This is a genomic window from Halorubrum sp. T3 (genome assembly GCF_000296615.1).
Lineage (GTDB): Archaea > Halobacteriota > Halobacteria > Halobacteriales > Haloferacaceae > Halorubrum > Halorubrum ruber.
In genome coordinates this window covers 553,104-568,637 of the sequence record NZ_JH815329.1, presented here as the reverse complement: position 1 = coordinate 568,637, position 15,534 = coordinate 553,104, and the positions used below count along the sequence as shown (strand labels likewise).

Annotated in this window: 14 protein-coding genes, 1 tRNA gene and 1 pseudogene; 10 read left to right on the top strand and 6 right to left on the bottom strand. The window is 68.8% G+C overall.

Annotated features, from left to right (window positions below):
* Positions 1–19: 19 nt before the first annotated feature.
* The gene (gene purH, locus B378_RS0104970) at positions 20–1,624 is read right to left on the bottom strand and encodes a bifunctional phosphoribosylaminoimidazolecarboxamide formyltransferase/IMP cyclohydrolase (protein ID WP_017342716.1); all 1,605 of its coding nucleotides are present in this window, start codon (positions 1,622–1,624) and stop codon (positions 20–22) included.
* Between the two features lie 167 nt (positions 1,625–1,791).
* Between purH and purB the strand changes: the two genes are divergently transcribed.
* On the top strand, positions 1,792–3,258 hold the full coding sequence (gene purB / locus B378_RS0104965; protein ID WP_017342715.1) for an adenylosuccinate lyase: 1,467 nt from the start codon (positions 1,792–1,794) through the stop codon (positions 3,256–3,258).
* Between the two features lie 264 nt (positions 3,259–3,522).
* Here purB and B378_RS0104960 read toward each other — a convergent pair whose 3' ends face one another.
* On the bottom strand, positions 3,523–4,572 hold the full coding sequence (locus B378_RS0104960; RefSeq protein ID WP_017342714.1) for an RNA-guided endonuclease TnpB family protein: 1,050 nt from the start codon (positions 4,570–4,572) through the stop codon (positions 3,523–3,525).
* Between the two features lie 176 nt (positions 4,573–4,748).
* Here B378_RS0104960 and B378_RS0104955 point away from each other — a divergent pair, with 176 nt between their 5' ends.
* The 6 genes from B378_RS0104955 to B378_RS0104930 all read left to right on the top strand — a co-directional run bounded on the left by B378_RS0104955 (position 4,749) and on the right by B378_RS0104930 (position 10,768).
* A complete protein-coding gene (locus B378_RS0104955) occupies positions 4,749–5,084 on the top strand; it encodes a zinc ribbon domain-containing protein (RefSeq protein WP_017342713.1) in 336 nt (111 codons plus the stop codon).
* 102 nt (positions 5,085–5,186) lie between these two features.
* A complete protein-coding gene (locus B378_RS15790; protein WP_017342712.1) occupies positions 5,187–6,047 on the top strand; it encodes a sensor domain-containing protein in 861 nt (286 codons plus the stop codon).
* 42 nt (positions 6,048–6,089) lie between these two features.
* Positions 6,090–6,776: a hypothetical protein gene (locus B378_RS0104945; protein WP_017342711.1), complete on the top strand. Its 687-nt coding sequence runs from the start codon at positions 6,090–6,092 to the stop codon at positions 6,774–6,776.
* Positions 6,777–7,454 (top strand): metal-dependent hydrolase, encoded by a 678-nt coding sequence (locus B378_RS0104940; RefSeq protein ID WP_017342710.1) that lies wholly within the window; start codon positions 6,777–6,779, stop codon positions 7,452–7,454.
* Between the two features lie 94 nt (positions 7,455–7,548).
* Positions 7,549–9,150 carry an NAD(P)/FAD-dependent oxidoreductase gene (locus B378_RS0104935; protein ID WP_017342709.1) on the top strand — a complete coding sequence of 534 codons (1,602 nt, stop codon included), beginning with the start codon at positions 7,549–7,551 and terminating at the stop codon, positions 9,148–9,150.
* 70 nt (positions 9,151–9,220) lie between these two features.
* On the top strand, positions 9,221–10,768 hold the full coding sequence (locus B378_RS0104930; protein WP_017342708.1) for a matrixin family metalloprotease: 1,548 nt from the start codon (positions 9,221–9,223) through the stop codon (positions 10,766–10,768).
* Between the two features lie 15 nt (positions 10,769–10,783).
* On the opposite strand, the gene B378_RS0104925 is transcribed toward B378_RS0104930, so the two are convergent.
* On the bottom strand, positions 10,784–11,104 hold the full coding sequence (locus B378_RS0104925) for a hypothetical protein (protein ID WP_017342707.1): 321 nt from the start codon (positions 11,102–11,104) through the stop codon (positions 10,784–10,786).
* A 200-nt stretch (positions 11,105–11,304) separates the two neighbouring features.
* Here B378_RS0104925 and B378_RS0104920 point away from each other — a divergent pair, with 200 nt between their 5' ends.
* Both B378_RS0104920 and B378_RS15785 read left to right on the top strand, forming a co-directional pair.
* Entirely contained in the window at positions 11,305–11,508 is a 204-nt protein-coding gene (locus B378_RS0104920; RefSeq protein ID WP_017342706.1) for a type II toxin-antitoxin system HicB family antitoxin, read from the top strand.
* Positions 11,505–11,755: pseudogene (locus tag B378_RS15785) on the top strand (type II toxin-antitoxin system HicA family toxin). The gene B378_RS0104920 and the pseudogene B378_RS15785 overlap by 4 nt, the downstream one beginning before the upstream one ends.
* A gap of 327 nt (positions 11,756–12,082) precedes the next feature.
* Here the strand turns inward: B378_RS15785 and B378_RS0104910 are convergent.
* The 3 genes from B378_RS0104910 to B378_RS17025 form a co-directional block, all read right to left on the bottom strand.
* Positions 12,083–12,154, bottom strand: a tRNA-Ala gene (locus B378_RS0104910).
* 80 nt (positions 12,155–12,234) lie between these two features.
* Positions 12,235–12,783, bottom strand: a complete 549-nt coding sequence (locus tag B378_RS0104905; protein WP_017342704.1) for an SRPBCC family protein — start codon at positions 12,781–12,783, stop codon at positions 12,235–12,237.
* A 45-nt stretch (positions 12,784–12,828) separates the two neighbouring features.
* Positions 12,829–12,972, bottom strand: a complete 144-nt coding sequence (locus B378_RS17025) for a hypothetical protein (protein ID WP_192812439.1) — start codon at positions 12,970–12,972, stop codon at positions 12,829–12,831.
* Positions 12,973–13,410: 438 nt separating this feature from the next.
* On the opposite strand from B378_RS17025, the gene B378_RS0104900 reads away from it, so the two are divergent.
* The gene (locus B378_RS0104900) at positions 13,411–15,528 is read left to right on the top strand and encodes an ABC transporter ATP-binding protein (RefSeq protein ID WP_017342703.1); all 2,118 of its coding nucleotides are present in this window, start codon (positions 13,411–13,413) and stop codon (positions 15,526–15,528) included.
* The last annotated feature ends 6 nt before the right edge of the window (positions 15,529–15,534 follow it).

Below are 15,534 nucleotides of genomic sequence, written 5' to 3'. Positions count from 1 at the left end.
AGGCCTCGGCTCTCCGCAGTTAGTCGTGCCGGAAGCAGCGCGACCCAGTGAACGCCATCGCCATGTCGCGCTCGTCGGCCGCGGCGATCACGTCCTCGTCGTTGACGGAGCCGCCGGGCTGGATTATCGCCTCGATGCCGGCGTCGGCCGCCTCCTCGACCGCGTCCGGGAACGGGAAGAACGCGTCCGAGGCCATCACGGCGCCCTCTGCGGACTTCCCCTCCGCGTCCTTCTCGGCTTTCATCGCCGCGAGCGTCACGGCGTCGACGCGGGACACCTGCCCCATGCCGACGCCGACCGTCTCCGTGCCGGTCGCGAAGAGGATCCCGTTCGACTTGACGTGTTTCAGCGTCTTCCACGCGAACAGCATCGTCTCGATCTGCTCGTCGGTCGGCTCGCGCTCGGTGACGACCTCCAAGTCGTCGGCGGTCGGGGACTGCCGGTCGCGCTCCTGGACGAGGCGCCCGCCGACGATGGGTTTCTCCGTGAACCGCTCGGAGAAGTGGTCCTCGCCCTCGCCGAGCGGCCCGACGTCGAGCACGCGGAGGTTCTTCTTCTCGCGGAGCACGTCGAGCGCGCTGTCGGTGTAGCCGGGCGCGACGACGACCTCCTTGAACGAGTCGGCGACCGCGGTGGCGGTGTCGGCGTCGCACTCGCGGTTCAGCGCGACGATGCCGCCGAACGCCGACTTCGCGTCGGTGCGCAGCGCGCGGTCGTACGCGTCCGCGAGGTCCGAGCCGACCGCGCAGCCCGCGGGGTTCGTGTGCTTGATCACCGCGGCCGCGGGCTCGTCGAACTCCTTGACGAGGTCGAGGGCGGCGTCCGCGTCGTTGTAGTTGTTGTACCCCATCCCTTTCGCGCCGGGGTTCAGCTGGTCCGCGTCGACGACGCTGGCCTCCTCGCAGCCGTCGTCGACGTACAGGGCGGCGTCCTGATGCGGGTTCTCGCCGTAGCGCAGCGAGGCGGTCCGCTCCTCCGAAACGAAGCGCCGCTCGGGGAAGTCGCCGCCCACGTCGCCCTCGACGGCGACGCGCTTCGGATTCCCGTCGGCGTCGCGCTCGACGGTCACGCGGTCCTCGGCGAACCAGCGGACCGCCCGCGGGTACGCCGTGAACTCCGCCTCGCGGAGGACGCGGGCCTTCAGCGAGTCGGCGTCGTCGTCCTCGTACACCGGGATCGGCTCCTGGGTGACGACCGGGCCGGCGTCGACCTCTTCGGTGACGACGTGGACCGTACAGCCGGTGGACCGGACGCCCGCCTCCAGCACCTGCTCGTGGGCGTCCGTGCCGGGGAACGCCGGGAGCAGCGAGGGGTGGACGTTCAGCGTCGTCGGGACGGCGTCGAGGAACTCGTCGGTCAGCACGCGCATGTAGCCGTCCAGACAGACGAGGTCGACGTCGTAGTCGGAGAGGCGCTCGACGATCCGGCGCTCGTGCGACTCGCGCGACTCGCCCTCGTCGCGCTCGACGACCTCGGTCGGGATCCGGCGCTCGGTCGCGGCCCCTAACACGGGCGCCTGCTCGCGGTTCGTCAGGACGACCGACAGCTCCGCCCCGCCGGGCGCGGCGTCGGCGATGTGTCTGAGGTTCCGTCCCCGGTTGCTCGCGAGTCCCGCGATCTTCATACTCGACGGTCCGACCGATCGGGTATATCGATTGCGGTCCGCGCCGCGGTAGTATACATGATCGGGGATCGAAATGTGATTTTCGGGCGATTCGAGGCGGATTCGGATCCACGTCCGTGCGTCGCCCCATCGACACGCTTTTGCTGGCGCCGGGGGCAGTCGCGGACATGACCGACGACTCCGAACCGACGGCCGAGGCCACCATCTCGGGGCTGTCCCGGTCGGACCCGCTCGCGGCCGTCTCGCCGCTCGACGGCCGGTACGCCGGCCGGACGGCGCCGCTGTCCCCGTACGCCAGCGAGGCCGCGCTGATGCGCGCGCGGACCCGCGTCGAGGTCGAGTACCTGCTCGCGCTGGGCGCGCTCGACGCGATCCCGATCGGCTTCGACGAGACGACGGAGGCCGCGCTCAGCCGGATCTACGAGGAGTTCTCGGCCGAGGACGCGCGCCTGATCAAGGCGCTGGAGACCGATGGCGCCGCGGGGTACGACGCGACCAACCACGACGTGAAGGCGGTCGAGTACTTCCTCCGGGTCCGGCTGGCCGAGATTGCCGATGAAAACGATTCCTCGCTCGACGACGCCGAGTCGCTGTACCCGTGGATCCACTTCGGGCTCACGAGCGAGGACGTGAACAACCTCGCGCACCGGCTCCTCCTCAAGCCTGCGGTGAGCGAGGTGATCGTCCCCGCGGTCCGCGAGGTGCGCGACGCCCTCGTCGAGTTAGCCCACGAACACCGGGACACGCCGATGCTGGCGCGCACGCACGGCCAGCCCGCGACGCCGACGACCTTCGGGAAGGAGATGGCGGTGTACGCCGCGCGGCTCGGCCGCGCGCTGGGGCGGGTCGTCGTCGCGAACGAGGACCTCTCCGGGAAGCTCGCGGGGGCCTCGGGAACCTACGCGGCGCACCACGCCGCCTACCCCGACGTCGACTGGCGAGGGTTCTCCGAGTCGTTCGTGCGCGGCTTGGAGTTGGAACACACCGCGCTCGCGACGCAGGTGAACCCCTGCGACGACCTCGCGGCGCTGTTCGACGCGCTTCGCGGCGTCAACAACGTCCTCCTCGACTTGGACCTCGACGCGTGGCTGTACGTCTCCGACCGCTACCTCGGGCAGGAGGCCGTCGAGGGCGAGACGGGGTCGTCGACGATGCCCCACAAGGTGAACCCGATCGACTTCGAGAACAGCGAGGGGAACCTCTCGAAGGCGAACTCCGACCTCACCTTCCTCGCCGACTACGTGACGACCTCGCGGCTCCAGCGCGACCTCTCCGACTCGACCGTCAAGCGCAACGTCGGCGCCGCGCTCGCCCACTGCCTGATCGGCTACTCGAAGGCCGCGGACGGACTCGCGAAGGTCGTTCCGAACGAGACCGTCATGCGCGAGGAGCTGGACGCGACCCCCGAGGTCATCGGCGAGGCGGTCCAGACGATCCTCCGCCGCGAGGGCGACACCGAGGCCTACGAGCGCGTGAAGGCGCTCTCCCGCGGCCGGTCGGTGACGCTCGACGACTTCCGCGACCTCTTCGACGATCTCGACGTCGACGGCGAGGTCCGCGCGGAGCTGAAGGCGCTGACGCCCGCCGGCTACACCGGCGTCGCCGACGGGCTCGTCGACGAGATCGACGAGTAGCGTTACAGAGGGACCGGCAGTTGACATCCTCCCCGCGCTAAAGCGCGAGGATTCCACAAAGTGGATATTCAGGTTGCGCGTTTCCTCGGGCCTCAAGGACGCTTTCGCGTGGGCCGTCAACGGTCGCCACCGAGTTGTGACCAACGGTGTGCTTTCCAGCGCGTACAGCCCTGTCAATGGGGCCTTCCTCCCCGCATACAGCGAGCGTCGAAGACGGCTGGCTATTCAACCAGCGAGGTAGTACGGTTCGCGTCAGCCGAACTGCTACGCCGTACATGGTTCACCCTCCCGTTGTGCGATGTTCTCTGAAGCGTTCAGGTCCGCGTGGCGTCCTCGACCGCACTCCGAACACGAAAAGTGGTCGCCATCACGGGTTCCCATCGAACCACACGCCGAACACTGTTGGCTGGTATGGTACGCATCGACCTTCTCGACGCGGATCCCAGCCCGCTCGGCTTTGTATGTGATGAACTGTTGGAGTTGGTGGAAATGCCACGAGTGAACGCCCGACCACGAACTGTCCCCGCGGATACCTTCGAGGTCTTCTATCCGGATGACAGGATTCTCGAACTGTTCCGCGAACGTGATGAGGCGACGGGAGAGTTTGTGATTCAGGTCTTTGATTCGACGCTGTTCTTTGTCACCTACACGGTTACGTGCGCGAAGCGCACCCGCTTCCGAGAGCGAATCGCGTAGGGAACGATATTTGCGTCGAACGTACTTCGCCTCACCACCAGACACCAGCATTGATTCGTCCTCACCGTAGGCGGTCACAGCGAGGATATGCCGTTCGCCAATATCGACACCGATAGGCGTCTCACCCGACGTATCGGTGTCGTATTCCACGTTGAACGTACAGTACCAGTCGTCGCCGCGACGGTAGATCTGTAGGCGGGTCTTGTCAGCGTCACCCTCAACCAGTCGGTCTACGGGGTCGGCAATATCGTCGTACACCTCTATCGGTGTGTACCACCATTGGGAGACGCACGGGAAGCCGACGACGACTGTGCCGTTCTCGGTCGTGTCGATCTGCCAGTTCTGGTTGTTGATGGCGAACGGTTGACTCTCTCGGTAGCGAACTTCCCCGTCCTTGTTGTGGTCGGATTTCGCCTCACGGATGGCTTGGTTCTGAATGGCCGAGTAGAGGTCGTTGTCGATGGTGGCCGTGGTCACGGACTTCCCGAAGTCGCCGTTCTCCCATCCATCGATACAGAATTGCTTGGTGTCACGGTAGAGTCGAGTGGCGCGTTGCCACTCTTTCCGCCGTGAGAGGGATGGATTGTGGAACTTCGCGGTGACAGTCACCGTGACCATTACAGTTGTAATTAAGTATGCTATAGTAAATATCTGTTGGAATATCAGGCCGTGCTATCGTCGGTGGTTTGTATCATCGTTTGTCGGATTCATCCCCGCCCTGAAGGGCGGGGCTTTCTCCTCGCACTTCCGTAACGCCACAAGAGGTTTAGCGATCGCGGGAGCAGGGGGCACCGATGCCCTCCGACAACGACGAGGAGACGGAGTACTCCGTCTTCGGCGACGAACCGAACGACGAATGGGACGACGCGGGGGACGGCGATCGCGCCGCTCCCGACTCGGCTCACACGGGAGAACGGCCCGAGTCGCTGGCTGCCGGAGACGACGGCTGCCCGAAGTGCGGCGGCACCGAGACGGAGACCGACGAGATCGCCACCAGCGGCACCGGCCTCACCAAGATGTTCGACGTCCAGAACCGGCGGTTCGTCGTCGTCTCCTGCGCGGAGTGCGGCTACTCCGAGCTGTACAAGGGCCAGTCGTCCGGCAACGCCATCGACTTCTTCCTCGGTTAGGTCGCGCGCGGTGGGCGGCGGTCGTTCCGGGCGCAGTCTCGCATCGACGGCCCCGCCGCCGTCGAGCGAGCGATTTTTGTCGGGCGAGGAACCAGTCGCGGTATGGTCTCCCTCCGACCGCTCGCAGCCCTCCCCGTCGTCGGCGTCATCGCCGACGGGCGCACGTATCGTCACCTGCTGTACCTGCTGATCGCGGTTCCGCTAGGGTTCCTCTACTCGGGAATCGGATCGTTTGCGCTCGTCTTCGGGGTCCTCCTCTCGGTCGTCCTCGTCGGGATCGGCCTCCTGATCGCGGCTGTCGTCGGCTCGCGGCTCGTCGCCGGGCTCGAACGCTGGCTGGCGAACCGCCTGCTCGGCACCGACCTATCCGCGGCGGACGACCTCCCGGCCGCCGCCAACGACGGCTCGGCGGGCGCGACGGCGACCGTTCGTGCCTACCTGTCGGCGCCGTCGACGTGGCGCGGGCTCGGGTTCATCTCGCTGAAGTTCTGGGTCACCGTGGTGGCGTTCGCGCCGCTCGCCGTCCTCGCGCAGGCGCTCTCACTCGTCGGCGCCCCCGTCCGGTACCCGTACGAGACGACGTTCGGCGAGGTGAACGGCGAGCCGGCGGTGTGGGCGATCGACACCGCGCCCGAGGCCGCCCTCGCCGCGGGGCTCGGGGCCGTCGGCCTGCTCGTCGGCCTCCACCTGACGAACCTGATCGCGGGCGGCACCCGACTGATGGCCGTCGCGCTGCTCGGCGAGGACGTCGGGAGCGGCGACCGCCCGCCGGGCGACGCCGGGCGCGTCACCGTCGACGGCGACGCGGCCGATCGCGAGGGCGATACCGGCCGGAACCGCGACGGCGACCGCGATTCGGAGGAAAAGACCGAGTCGGGCGAGGAGTCCGACTCGGACGCTGACGGCTTCGAGTTCGACGCAGACCCCGCCGACCCCGACGCGGACCGGGACGACCGAGACTGATCCGCCCGGAGCGCTTATTCGCCTCCGAGCGTCAGGACGGGTATGGCGCCGACGCTCGTGAGCGCGGCCGTGGGGGCGCTGCTCGCGGCCGCGCTGCTGGGCTTCGCCTTCGACCGGCGCGCGGTCGCGGTCGTCGTCGCGGCCGCGCTCGTCCCCTCCCTTGACGCGGCCGCGAGCCTCGTTGTCCCCGGCGCGACGAACGCCCTCCTCCACGCGGTCTGGCTCCCTCTCCTCGCGGGTGGACTGCTGTACTGGGACACCGAGCGCCGCCCGGGCGGCGAGTCGCGGCTCCGCGGCCGCTTCGGTCGGCGCGGCGTGCGGGTCGCGTGGGTCGCGCTCGCGTCGTTCGTCGTCGCCGGAATCGGGTCCGCGCTGTTCGCCGGCGAGGGGGCGGCGCTCCTCTACCCGCTGGAGGACGCGCGCTACGTCGTCCGCGGGAGACTGTTGTTCTCGACGCAGGAGGGAGTCGTCCAGACGTTCCTCGCGCTCGGCAGCGACGGGTCCGGGGTCCTGCCGCTCCGGACCGCCGGCGGCGCGGTCGCCGACCCGGTCGCCTCGTGGGTCAACCCCGATGGGCGCCCCGGCCTCAACCCGGGCGCCGACCGCGAGTTCCGGGTCGTCGACGGCGGGTCGCAGCTGGTGGTGGTCGCCGCCGCGGCCGCGACGCTTGCGGTCCGGTTCCGGGGGCGCGGCGGGGGCGGGGCAACCGACGGCGGGGTGAGCCGCTGAATGCCCTCGACGGTCGTCCACGCCGGGTTCGCGCTGCTGCTCGCGGCCGGACTACTCGGCGCGTACTACGACCGGCGGGCGCTCGCGGTCCTGCTGGTCGTCCTCGTCCTGCCGGAGGCGGACAGCTTCCTCGGGGTGGTCATGGCGGGCGCGCACCGCACCGTCGGGCACAACTTCGTCCTCCCCGCGGTCGCCGCGTTAGGGCTGTACTACGACACGCGCGTCCGCGAGCGGTCGGTCGTCCGCGAGCGGCTCTCGCCGCGGTGGGTCGCGGTCGCGTGGGGGGCCGTCTTCGTCCACGTCTTCGCGCACGTCGCGCTCGACTGGACGCACCTCGACGGGGTGAACGCGTTCTGGCCGCTCCGCGACCGCTTCTTCCAGCTAAACGGGGAGGTTCTCTACTCGACGGCCGACGGGTTCGTCCAGACGTTCGTCGACGTGCGCGTCGACCCGGAGACGGGGTCGCGGACGGTCGACGCGGGCGCCGGCGGCACCAGCGAGTCCGTCCACGTCAGCAACCCGGTCCAGCCGCGCGACCCGGACGTCGACGTCGAGGAGCCGGTCGACCGGCGGTTCCCGGTCGCGAGCAGCGGGTGGCGGCTCTACCTGGTCGGGCTGGGGCTGTTCGCGCTCGGCGCCCGACGGCTCCAGGGGGACGGCGTCGGGGACGGGGAGTGAGCAGACGGCAGTTTCCGAGGGAGCCGCCCGACCGCGGCTTCCCTAACATGGTATGACCGCAGGGTAAACGTTCCCGGACGCGTAGCCGGAGGTGATGACACCCCAACCGGACGCGGGCCTGTCGGACGCCGCGGAGCCGCTGGCCGGGGAGTCGATCGCGGTCGTCGGCGCCGGGTTCGGCGGTCTCTCCGCGGCCAGCTACCTCGCCGACGCCGGGGCGGACGTGACGCTGTTCGAGCGCAACGACCACCCCGGCGGGTACGCCGGGCGGATCGAGCGCGACGGGTTCCGGATCGACACCGGGCCGTCGTGGTATCTCATGCCGGAGGTGTTCGACCGGTTCTTCGAGCACTTCGGGCGGTCGACCGACGACTACTACGACCTGATCGAGTTGGACCCGCTGTACGAGGTGATCTGGAAGGACGGCGACCGCGCGTCGATGCCGGCCGACCGAGAGGGACAGAAGGCGCTGTTCGAGTCCTACGAGCCGGGCGCGGGAGAGGTCTTGGACGACTACCTCGCCGACGCCGCGGAGGCGTACGAGCTCGGTATGGACCGGTTCGTCTACCCGAGCCGATCGCGGCTGCGCGACATGGTCGACGCCGACGTGTTCCGGTCCGGGCGTGCGCTGCCGAAGCTCCGCGAGATGGACGACTACGTCAGCGACTACTTCGACAGCGAGAAGCTGCGCCAGATCGCGGAGTACAAGCTTGTCTTCCTCGGCGGGTCGCCGTACAACACGCCCGCGATCTACACGCTGATGAGCCACGTCGACATGAATCTCGGCGTCTACCACCCGGTCGGGGGGATCGCGAGCGTCGTCGACGCGATGGCCGACCTCGCCCGCGAGCTCGGCGTCTCAATCCGAACGAGCGAGCCGGTGACCGCGATCGAGCCGTCGGTCGCCGCGTCCGTCCCGAAGTTCACTGTCGAGACGGAGCGGCGCCGGGGAGACGGCGATCCGCCTGCGACGGCGCGGAGCGACCGCTTCGATCGCGTGGTCGCGAACGCGCCCCCGCCGCACGTCGAGCGCGACCTCCTTCCGGAGGGGACCGTCGACCGCGAGTCCTACTGGGAGTCGCGGACGTACGCGCCCTCGGCGTACCTCGCGTACCTCGGCGTCGAGGGCGACGTGGACTTAGACCACCATACCCTCGTGTTCCCGACCGACTGGCGCCCCCACTTCGACGCCATCTTCGACGACCCGGCGTGGCCCGACGACCCCGCGTACTACGTCCACGTCCCCTCGAAGACGGACCCCGAGGCGGCGCCCGACGGCCACGAGGCCGTCTTCCTCCTCGTGCCGCTGGCGGCCGGGTTAGCGGACGACCCGGAGACGCGCGAGCGGTTCCGCGACTTAGTGTTCGACGACCTCGCCGAACACGCTGGCGTCGACTTCCGCGACCGGATCGTCTTCGAGGAGACCGCCTGCGTCTCCGACTTCCGAAAGCGGTTCAACGCGCCGCGCGGAACCGCGCTGGCGCTGTCGCACACGCTCGAACAGACGGGGCCGCTGCGCCCCGCGCACCGCGCGCCCGGCGTCGACGGCCTCTACTACGTCGGGGCGTACACCAACCCCGGCATCGGGATGCCGATGTGCCTGCTCAGCGGCGAACACGTCGCCGAGGCGGTCGTCGAGGACGCGACCGGCGGCGGCGTGCTCCCGTCGGTCGTCCCGACGTCGACGCTGCGGTGAGCGGTCCGCACAGCTGATCGACAGCTGAAACGAACGTTATCCGTGTGCGGTTCCGAGGGGAGGACGACCAATGCGTAACGCAAGCGCCGTCGCCGCCGTCGCCCTGCTCGTCGTCCTCGCCGGCTGCGGCGGGCTCGGCGGGGAGATGGCCGGCCCCCTCGGGGCGCCGTCGCCGTCGATCGAGTCCGTCGACGCGCCGGAGTCGCTCGGGCACGACGAGCGGGCGACGATCGAGGCGACCGCGCGGTGGGAGGGCCTCGCGGACGACGGCGGCGACAGCAGTAGCGACGGGGGCGGGAGCGGGGGGTCGGAGAGCCCGAACGCGACGCTCGACCCGGTTCGGGTGACGGTCCGCGTCGGCGACGCGACGCTGCTCGCGGAGAACCGGACTGTCCCCGCGAACGGGACGATGCGGGTGACGGCCGCGGTCGACGCCGCGGCGCTCGACCCGGGCGAACACGAGATCAGGGTGACCGTTGGCGAGGCGAGCGCGACCCGCGCCGTCGTCGTCGAGGAGGCGCGGCCGGCGGCGTTCGCGGTCTCGGACATCGAGGCCCCCGAGAGCGTGGCGTACGGCGAGGACCTCACCGTCACGGCGACCGTGACTAACATCGGCGACTTAGCGGGCAACCAGACCGTTCGGATCCGGTACGGGACCGGCGCGAGCGCGAACCGGACCGTGGCGCTCGACGGCGGCGCGGAGGCGGAGGCGTCCGTCACGTTCGCGGACGTGCGGCTCGACGGCGGCGACTACCCGGTCGTCGTGACGACCGCGAACCGAACGCGCGAGCGGGCCGTCTCGGTTATCCACCCGAGTCCGTACGGGAAGACGACGCTCGACCTCTACGTCGACGACGAGGCGGTCGACCGGAACGTCTCGGACGTAGTCGCGGCCGCGACGGGCTACTGGGAGCGGAGCGACGAGCGCTACCTCGGCTACCCGGTCGCCTACGAGCGCGTCGGCGACGAAGCGGACGCCGACATCGTCCTCCGGTTCGATCAGGTAGAGCGGTGCGGCGTGGAGGAGACCAACGAGACGCGGTACTTCGGCTGCGCGGACCTCCTCGTCGACGAGCCGCGGACGCCGATGACCGCGACCGTCGACCCGCGGATCTCCGACGCGGAGATGAACGCGACGATCACCCACGAGCTCGGCCACGTTCAGGGGCTCGAACACGGCGAGGAGCCCGCCGGCCTGATGAGCGCGACGAGCACGCTCGCGACGCACCAGCCGGTGAAGGTCCACCTGCGCGCCGACGACGGCGCGGTCACGGGCCCAGTCGAGGACGAGGTGGCCGCCGCGCTCGATTACTTCGCGGCGCGCGAGGACGTCGCCGGGAGCGACGGGTTCGCGTGGGAGTTCGTCGATAGCGCGCGCGAGGCGCACGTCCAGATCACCTACGACGAGGCCGGCGACGTCTGCTTCTCTGACGGCGGCGGGTCCTGTTCGGTCGCGGGCGAGTACTACGGGCAGGAGGACGTGCGGTTGGAGGAGTTAGACGAGGAGGTCGTCGCGTGGCACGTCGGCGCGTCGCTGGCGTCGGTGCTGTTAGAGGAGGTGCCGCCGGAGCTCACAAGCGAGGCGGACAGGCGGGAGCGGGAGGCGTGGCCGGGATAGAGTTCGGGCGGCGAGCTACTCCCGATACCGCGCTTCGAGTTCGTCGGTGAAGTAGACGTACCGGCGCTCGACGCGTTCGAAGTCCGTCCCGGGGATGAGGATCGATTCCTCCGGTGAGCTGCTGTCGCGCACCGTCTCCTCGACCCGCTCGGTGGTGACGAGTCCCTTCGATTCGAGGCTCTCGATGGCCGTTTCGGCGCTGCCGTCGCTGCCGAGAACTCGGAGTTCTTCCGCGGGGAGGCCCTCCTCGATCATGAACTCGAACGTGTCCCGCTCGATGACCTCGCCCACCTCCAAGACGTCCTCGACGAGTCGTTCCTCGGCGTCGGTCAGCACGGTCGGCTGGTCGTCTGTCGCGATTTCACTTTAGCGTTCGTGCGGGAAGGCGAACGGAGTGCTCCCGTCTCGCCGGGAGAGACTCTCGATCCCGAGCCCAGTTTTGTGTCCCGGGGATCGAACCGTCCGCGGCCCGGGCGTTCGAAAACGGTGTTCGAAGCGACAGAACGCTTATTCCACGGTGACGACTACCACCATCCATGAGTACTGGCCGGGAGATCCGCCTGATCGAGGAGGACGAGGGGGGATGGTCGGCGATCGATCAAGAGCTGAACGTCGCCAGCCAAGGTGAGACGCGTGAGGAGGCGCTTTCGAACCTCGACGAGGCGGTCGAACTGACGAAGGAGGCCCGCGAGGCGGACACGAACGCGCCAGAGCCGGACGCTCCCTGGTTCGAGGAATGAGCGGTCCACCGCGAAACTTCTCCGGCCGAGAGATCGTCACCGTCTCACCTCTTTCAATTACCGCAAAGACCGACAGCGCGGAAGCCACGCGATTCTGAAGTACACGAACCCCGACACCGGCGAGGTCCGAACCGTCACCGTCCCGCTACACGACCGGGTGAAGATCGGGACGCTCCAGTCGATCGCGGATCAGTGCGGCGCAGAGGACTTCGACGCGTGGTGTCGCTGGATCGACGAGCATCGCTGACGCTGTCACACGCGAGTTCCTTCTACGCCGCTCACCGCCGGTATCGGCGACCTTGTCGACCGCTGCGTCGCAAGAGAACGAGGAAATGAGGCGACCGGAGGGAATCGAATGGACTCGCGGGGGTCCCGCGAGCGAACGGAGCAAGCGAGTGGGACCACGCGAGGGAACGACTAAGCGAACGAAGTGAGCGCAGGAGTGGACTCGCGGGGATTTGAACCGGAACCAGACGTGCTCGCTCGCGTCGCTCGCTGCGCGCGACTGGTAGGGTTCAAACCCCGCTCGTTACAGATTTGCGCCGCTCGCGACGTTGCTCGCGGCGCAAAATCATGGACTCGCGGGGATTTGAACCCCGGGCCTTCCCCGTGCCAGGGGGATGATCTACCACTGATCTACGAGCCCGCGAACGCATTCGTTCGTTCCGCGGTGAATATCTTAAGGGCTTCGAATCGCGGACCGACGAGGCCGCGCTCCGCCCGTGCTCAGATCCGGTCGGAATCGACGTACACGTCGAGGTCGACGTCTCGCGTCGACCCCTCTAAGTCCTGAACGGCGCGCTCGACGACCTGCTCGGCCTCGTCTCTGATCAGCGGGATCGCCTTCTTCAACACCCAGTCGAACGAGACGAGCCGCGGGAGGTCGAGGGCGTCGGAGCTGGCCGAACCGGGGTCGAACGCGACTTCGAGCGCGACCTCGCAGGGGGCATCGTCGGTCGCGTCCGCGTCGTCGTCGCGCTCGACGCTCTCGGGCGGTGTCACGCGCCAACAGCCGCCGGCGTCGATGTCTTTCGTGATCTCCCAGTCGATCCGCTTCGGCGGGGCGACGCCGGTCACCTCCGAGCGGGCGGTGTAGGAGATCTTCCACCACGCGAACGTGAGCGCGTACTTGGTCCCGGGACCGCCGTCGCCGGTGACGGTTCGGACCTCGCGGAGGTACTCGGAGTAGTTCGCGTACTGCGGGAAATCAAGCAGGAACGCGTACACCTCCTCCGGGTCGGCGTACACCTCCGTACTCACGACGAGTTCGTCCACGTACTGGGGTTCGAGCGGCGCTTATTAAACCGTCCGGCGACCAGATCACTCTCGCTGAGACGAGTCGGTCGCCGCTTCAGGCGTCGAGCTATGGCATTTATAAATGGTAGCTGGTGGATCGGCGTTGAACACCGCCAAAGCCCCAACCGCTCGTTTATAAATAGCTGACAGCAGAACGGCGTTGAACACCTCCAAAGCCCCAGCCGCGAGGACGGCGCACGCTCGCTGCGGTCCTCGGTCGCTCGCTTCGCTCGCTCCCTGTGGTCCTTACGTCGCCTGCGCCGTCCTCGCGGCTGCCCCTTTGAGTCCCGCCCCTCTGGAAGACGTTCCTGCTCGCTTCGCTGCGCGGGCTGCGACTTCCGTGCTCCCGCTCGCTTCGCTCGCGGGAACGCACCGCAACCGCGCCTCACACCTCCCCAGCCTCGCGGCTCCCTCCGCTTCGCTCCGGTCGCCGCGTCCCTCGCGCGTGCTCCTCGCGGCCGCCGGGGGCGGCCGCTCGCAGGCACGCGCCACCGCACTCGGTCGGTTCTTTATAAGAGATCGCCGAGTCGAGTACCGCGATCGTCGGAACCCGGAACGGGCCGCCGAAGCCGCCGGATACATGGGGCCTCCGGCGCTCGTACGCCTATGGCTGCCGACGAGCGCAACGCCTTCGAAGTGTACCGCGACCGGGTGGACCGACCCCTCGGCCGGCTGTTCCGCGAGTACGGGGCCTCGGAGGCCCACTGGCTCGTGATCGGGATGGCCGCCAACGTCGTCGCCCGCGTCGCGGGGCTGATCCCGCCGGTCGTCCTCGGCGTCGCCATCGACGCCGTCTTCACCGGCTCCGGCCCCTACACGCTCCCGATCGTCCCCGACGCGTGGCTCCCCACGGAGGCGGGCGCGCAGTTCCGCCTCTCGGTGATCCTCATTTTCGGGTCGTTCATCGTGACGGGCGTGTTCACGTACGTCTACGGCATCGCCGCGAACAACTTCGCCCACCGCGTGATGCACGCGGTCCGCACCGACTCCTTCGACCAGATGCAGCGGCTCGACATGACCTTCTTCGACGACAAACAGACCGGGGAGGTCATGTCTGTCCTCAACAACGACGCCTCGAACCTGGAGGTCTTCTTGGACAACGCCCTCCAGAACTCCGCGCGCCTCGGCGTGATGCTCGTGGGGATCGCGGGCGTCCTCGTCTACTACAACTACGAGCTCGCGATCGTCACCCTCGCCGCGGTCCCGCTGATGTTCCTCTTCACGCTCTGGTTCATGCGGGCGGTCGAGCCCCGCTACGTCGCGCAGCGCTCGGTCGTCGGCGACCTCAACACCGCCCTCGAAAACGCGCTGTCGGGCGTCGAGTTAGTGAAGACCTCCAACACGGAGGCCCACGAGAGCGAGCGCGTCGAGGACGCCTCCTACTCGTACTTCCAGCGCACGATGGCGATTCTCCGGCTCAACTACGTCTACCGGCCCGGGATGGAGCTGCTCGCCGGGCTCGCCTTCGCCGCTACCTTCGCCGTCGGCGGCTTCTGGCTCGCGAACGGCCCGCCGGGCCCGTTCACGACCGAACTCACCGTCGGCACCTTCGTCACCTTCGTCCTCCTCACCCAGCAGTTCGTCGCCCCGCTCGCGGAGGTGTCGAACATCATCGACCAGTACGAGAACGCCAAGGCCTCCTGCGAGCGCGTGTTCGGCCTGCGCGACATCCCGGTCCGCATCGAGGACGACGACGATGCGGTCGAACTCGGCAGCAGTGCGCAAGGCGACGGCGGGGCCCGAAACGACGGCGGAACCCGGAACGACGGTGGCGTGACCCCAACCGGCGACCCCGACCACGGCGGCGTCAGGGGAGCCGTCGAGTACGACGACGTCTCCTTCGCGTACCCCGAGAACGCACTCGTCGACCCCGAGGACGCCGACGAGGAGGTCCTCCGGGGCGTCTCCTTCACGGCCGAGCCGGGCGACACCGTGGCGCTCGTCGGCCCGACCGGCGCAGGGAAGTCGACGCTGCTCAAGCTGCTCCTCCGGCTGTACGACGTCACCGACGGCGCCATCCGCGTCGACGGCCACGACGTCCGCGACGTGACCGTCGAGAGCCTCCGCTCGTCGGTCGGCTACGTCGCGCAGGACACCACGCTGTTCGACGGCACCATCGCCGAGAACATCCGCTACGGGCGGTTCACGCGGATCGACGAGGCGGGCGGGGGAGAAGGTGACAGCGATGGACACGACGCGGAGGCGATCCGCGAGCGGGTCGTCGAGGCCGCGAAGGCCGCGGAGGCCCACGAGTTCATCTCCTCGCTGCCGAACGGCTACGAGACGCGGATCGGCGAGCGCGGCGTGAAGCTCTCGGGCGGCCAGCGCCAGCGGCTCGCCATCGCCCGGGTGGTGCTTCAGGACCCCGCGATCCTGATTTTGGACGAGGCGACCTCCGCGGTCGATACGGAGACGGAGATGCTGATCCAGCGCTCGCTCGACCGACTGGCGGCCGACCGCACCACCTTCGTCATCGCGCACCGCCTCTCGACGGTGACGGACGCGGACACCGCGCTCGTGTTGGAGGACGGGGAGGTCGTCGAGCGCGGCACCCACGACGAGCTGCTCGCCGCGGACGGCCTCTACGCGAAGCTCTGGGGCGTTCAGGCCGGCGAAATAGACGAGCTGCCGGAGGAGTTCGTCGAGCGCGCCCGCGAGCGCCACGTCGACCGCGCGGTCGAGCGGGCGACGGAGAGCGAAGTGGACTCGGAGACGCTGGAGTAGCGCGCG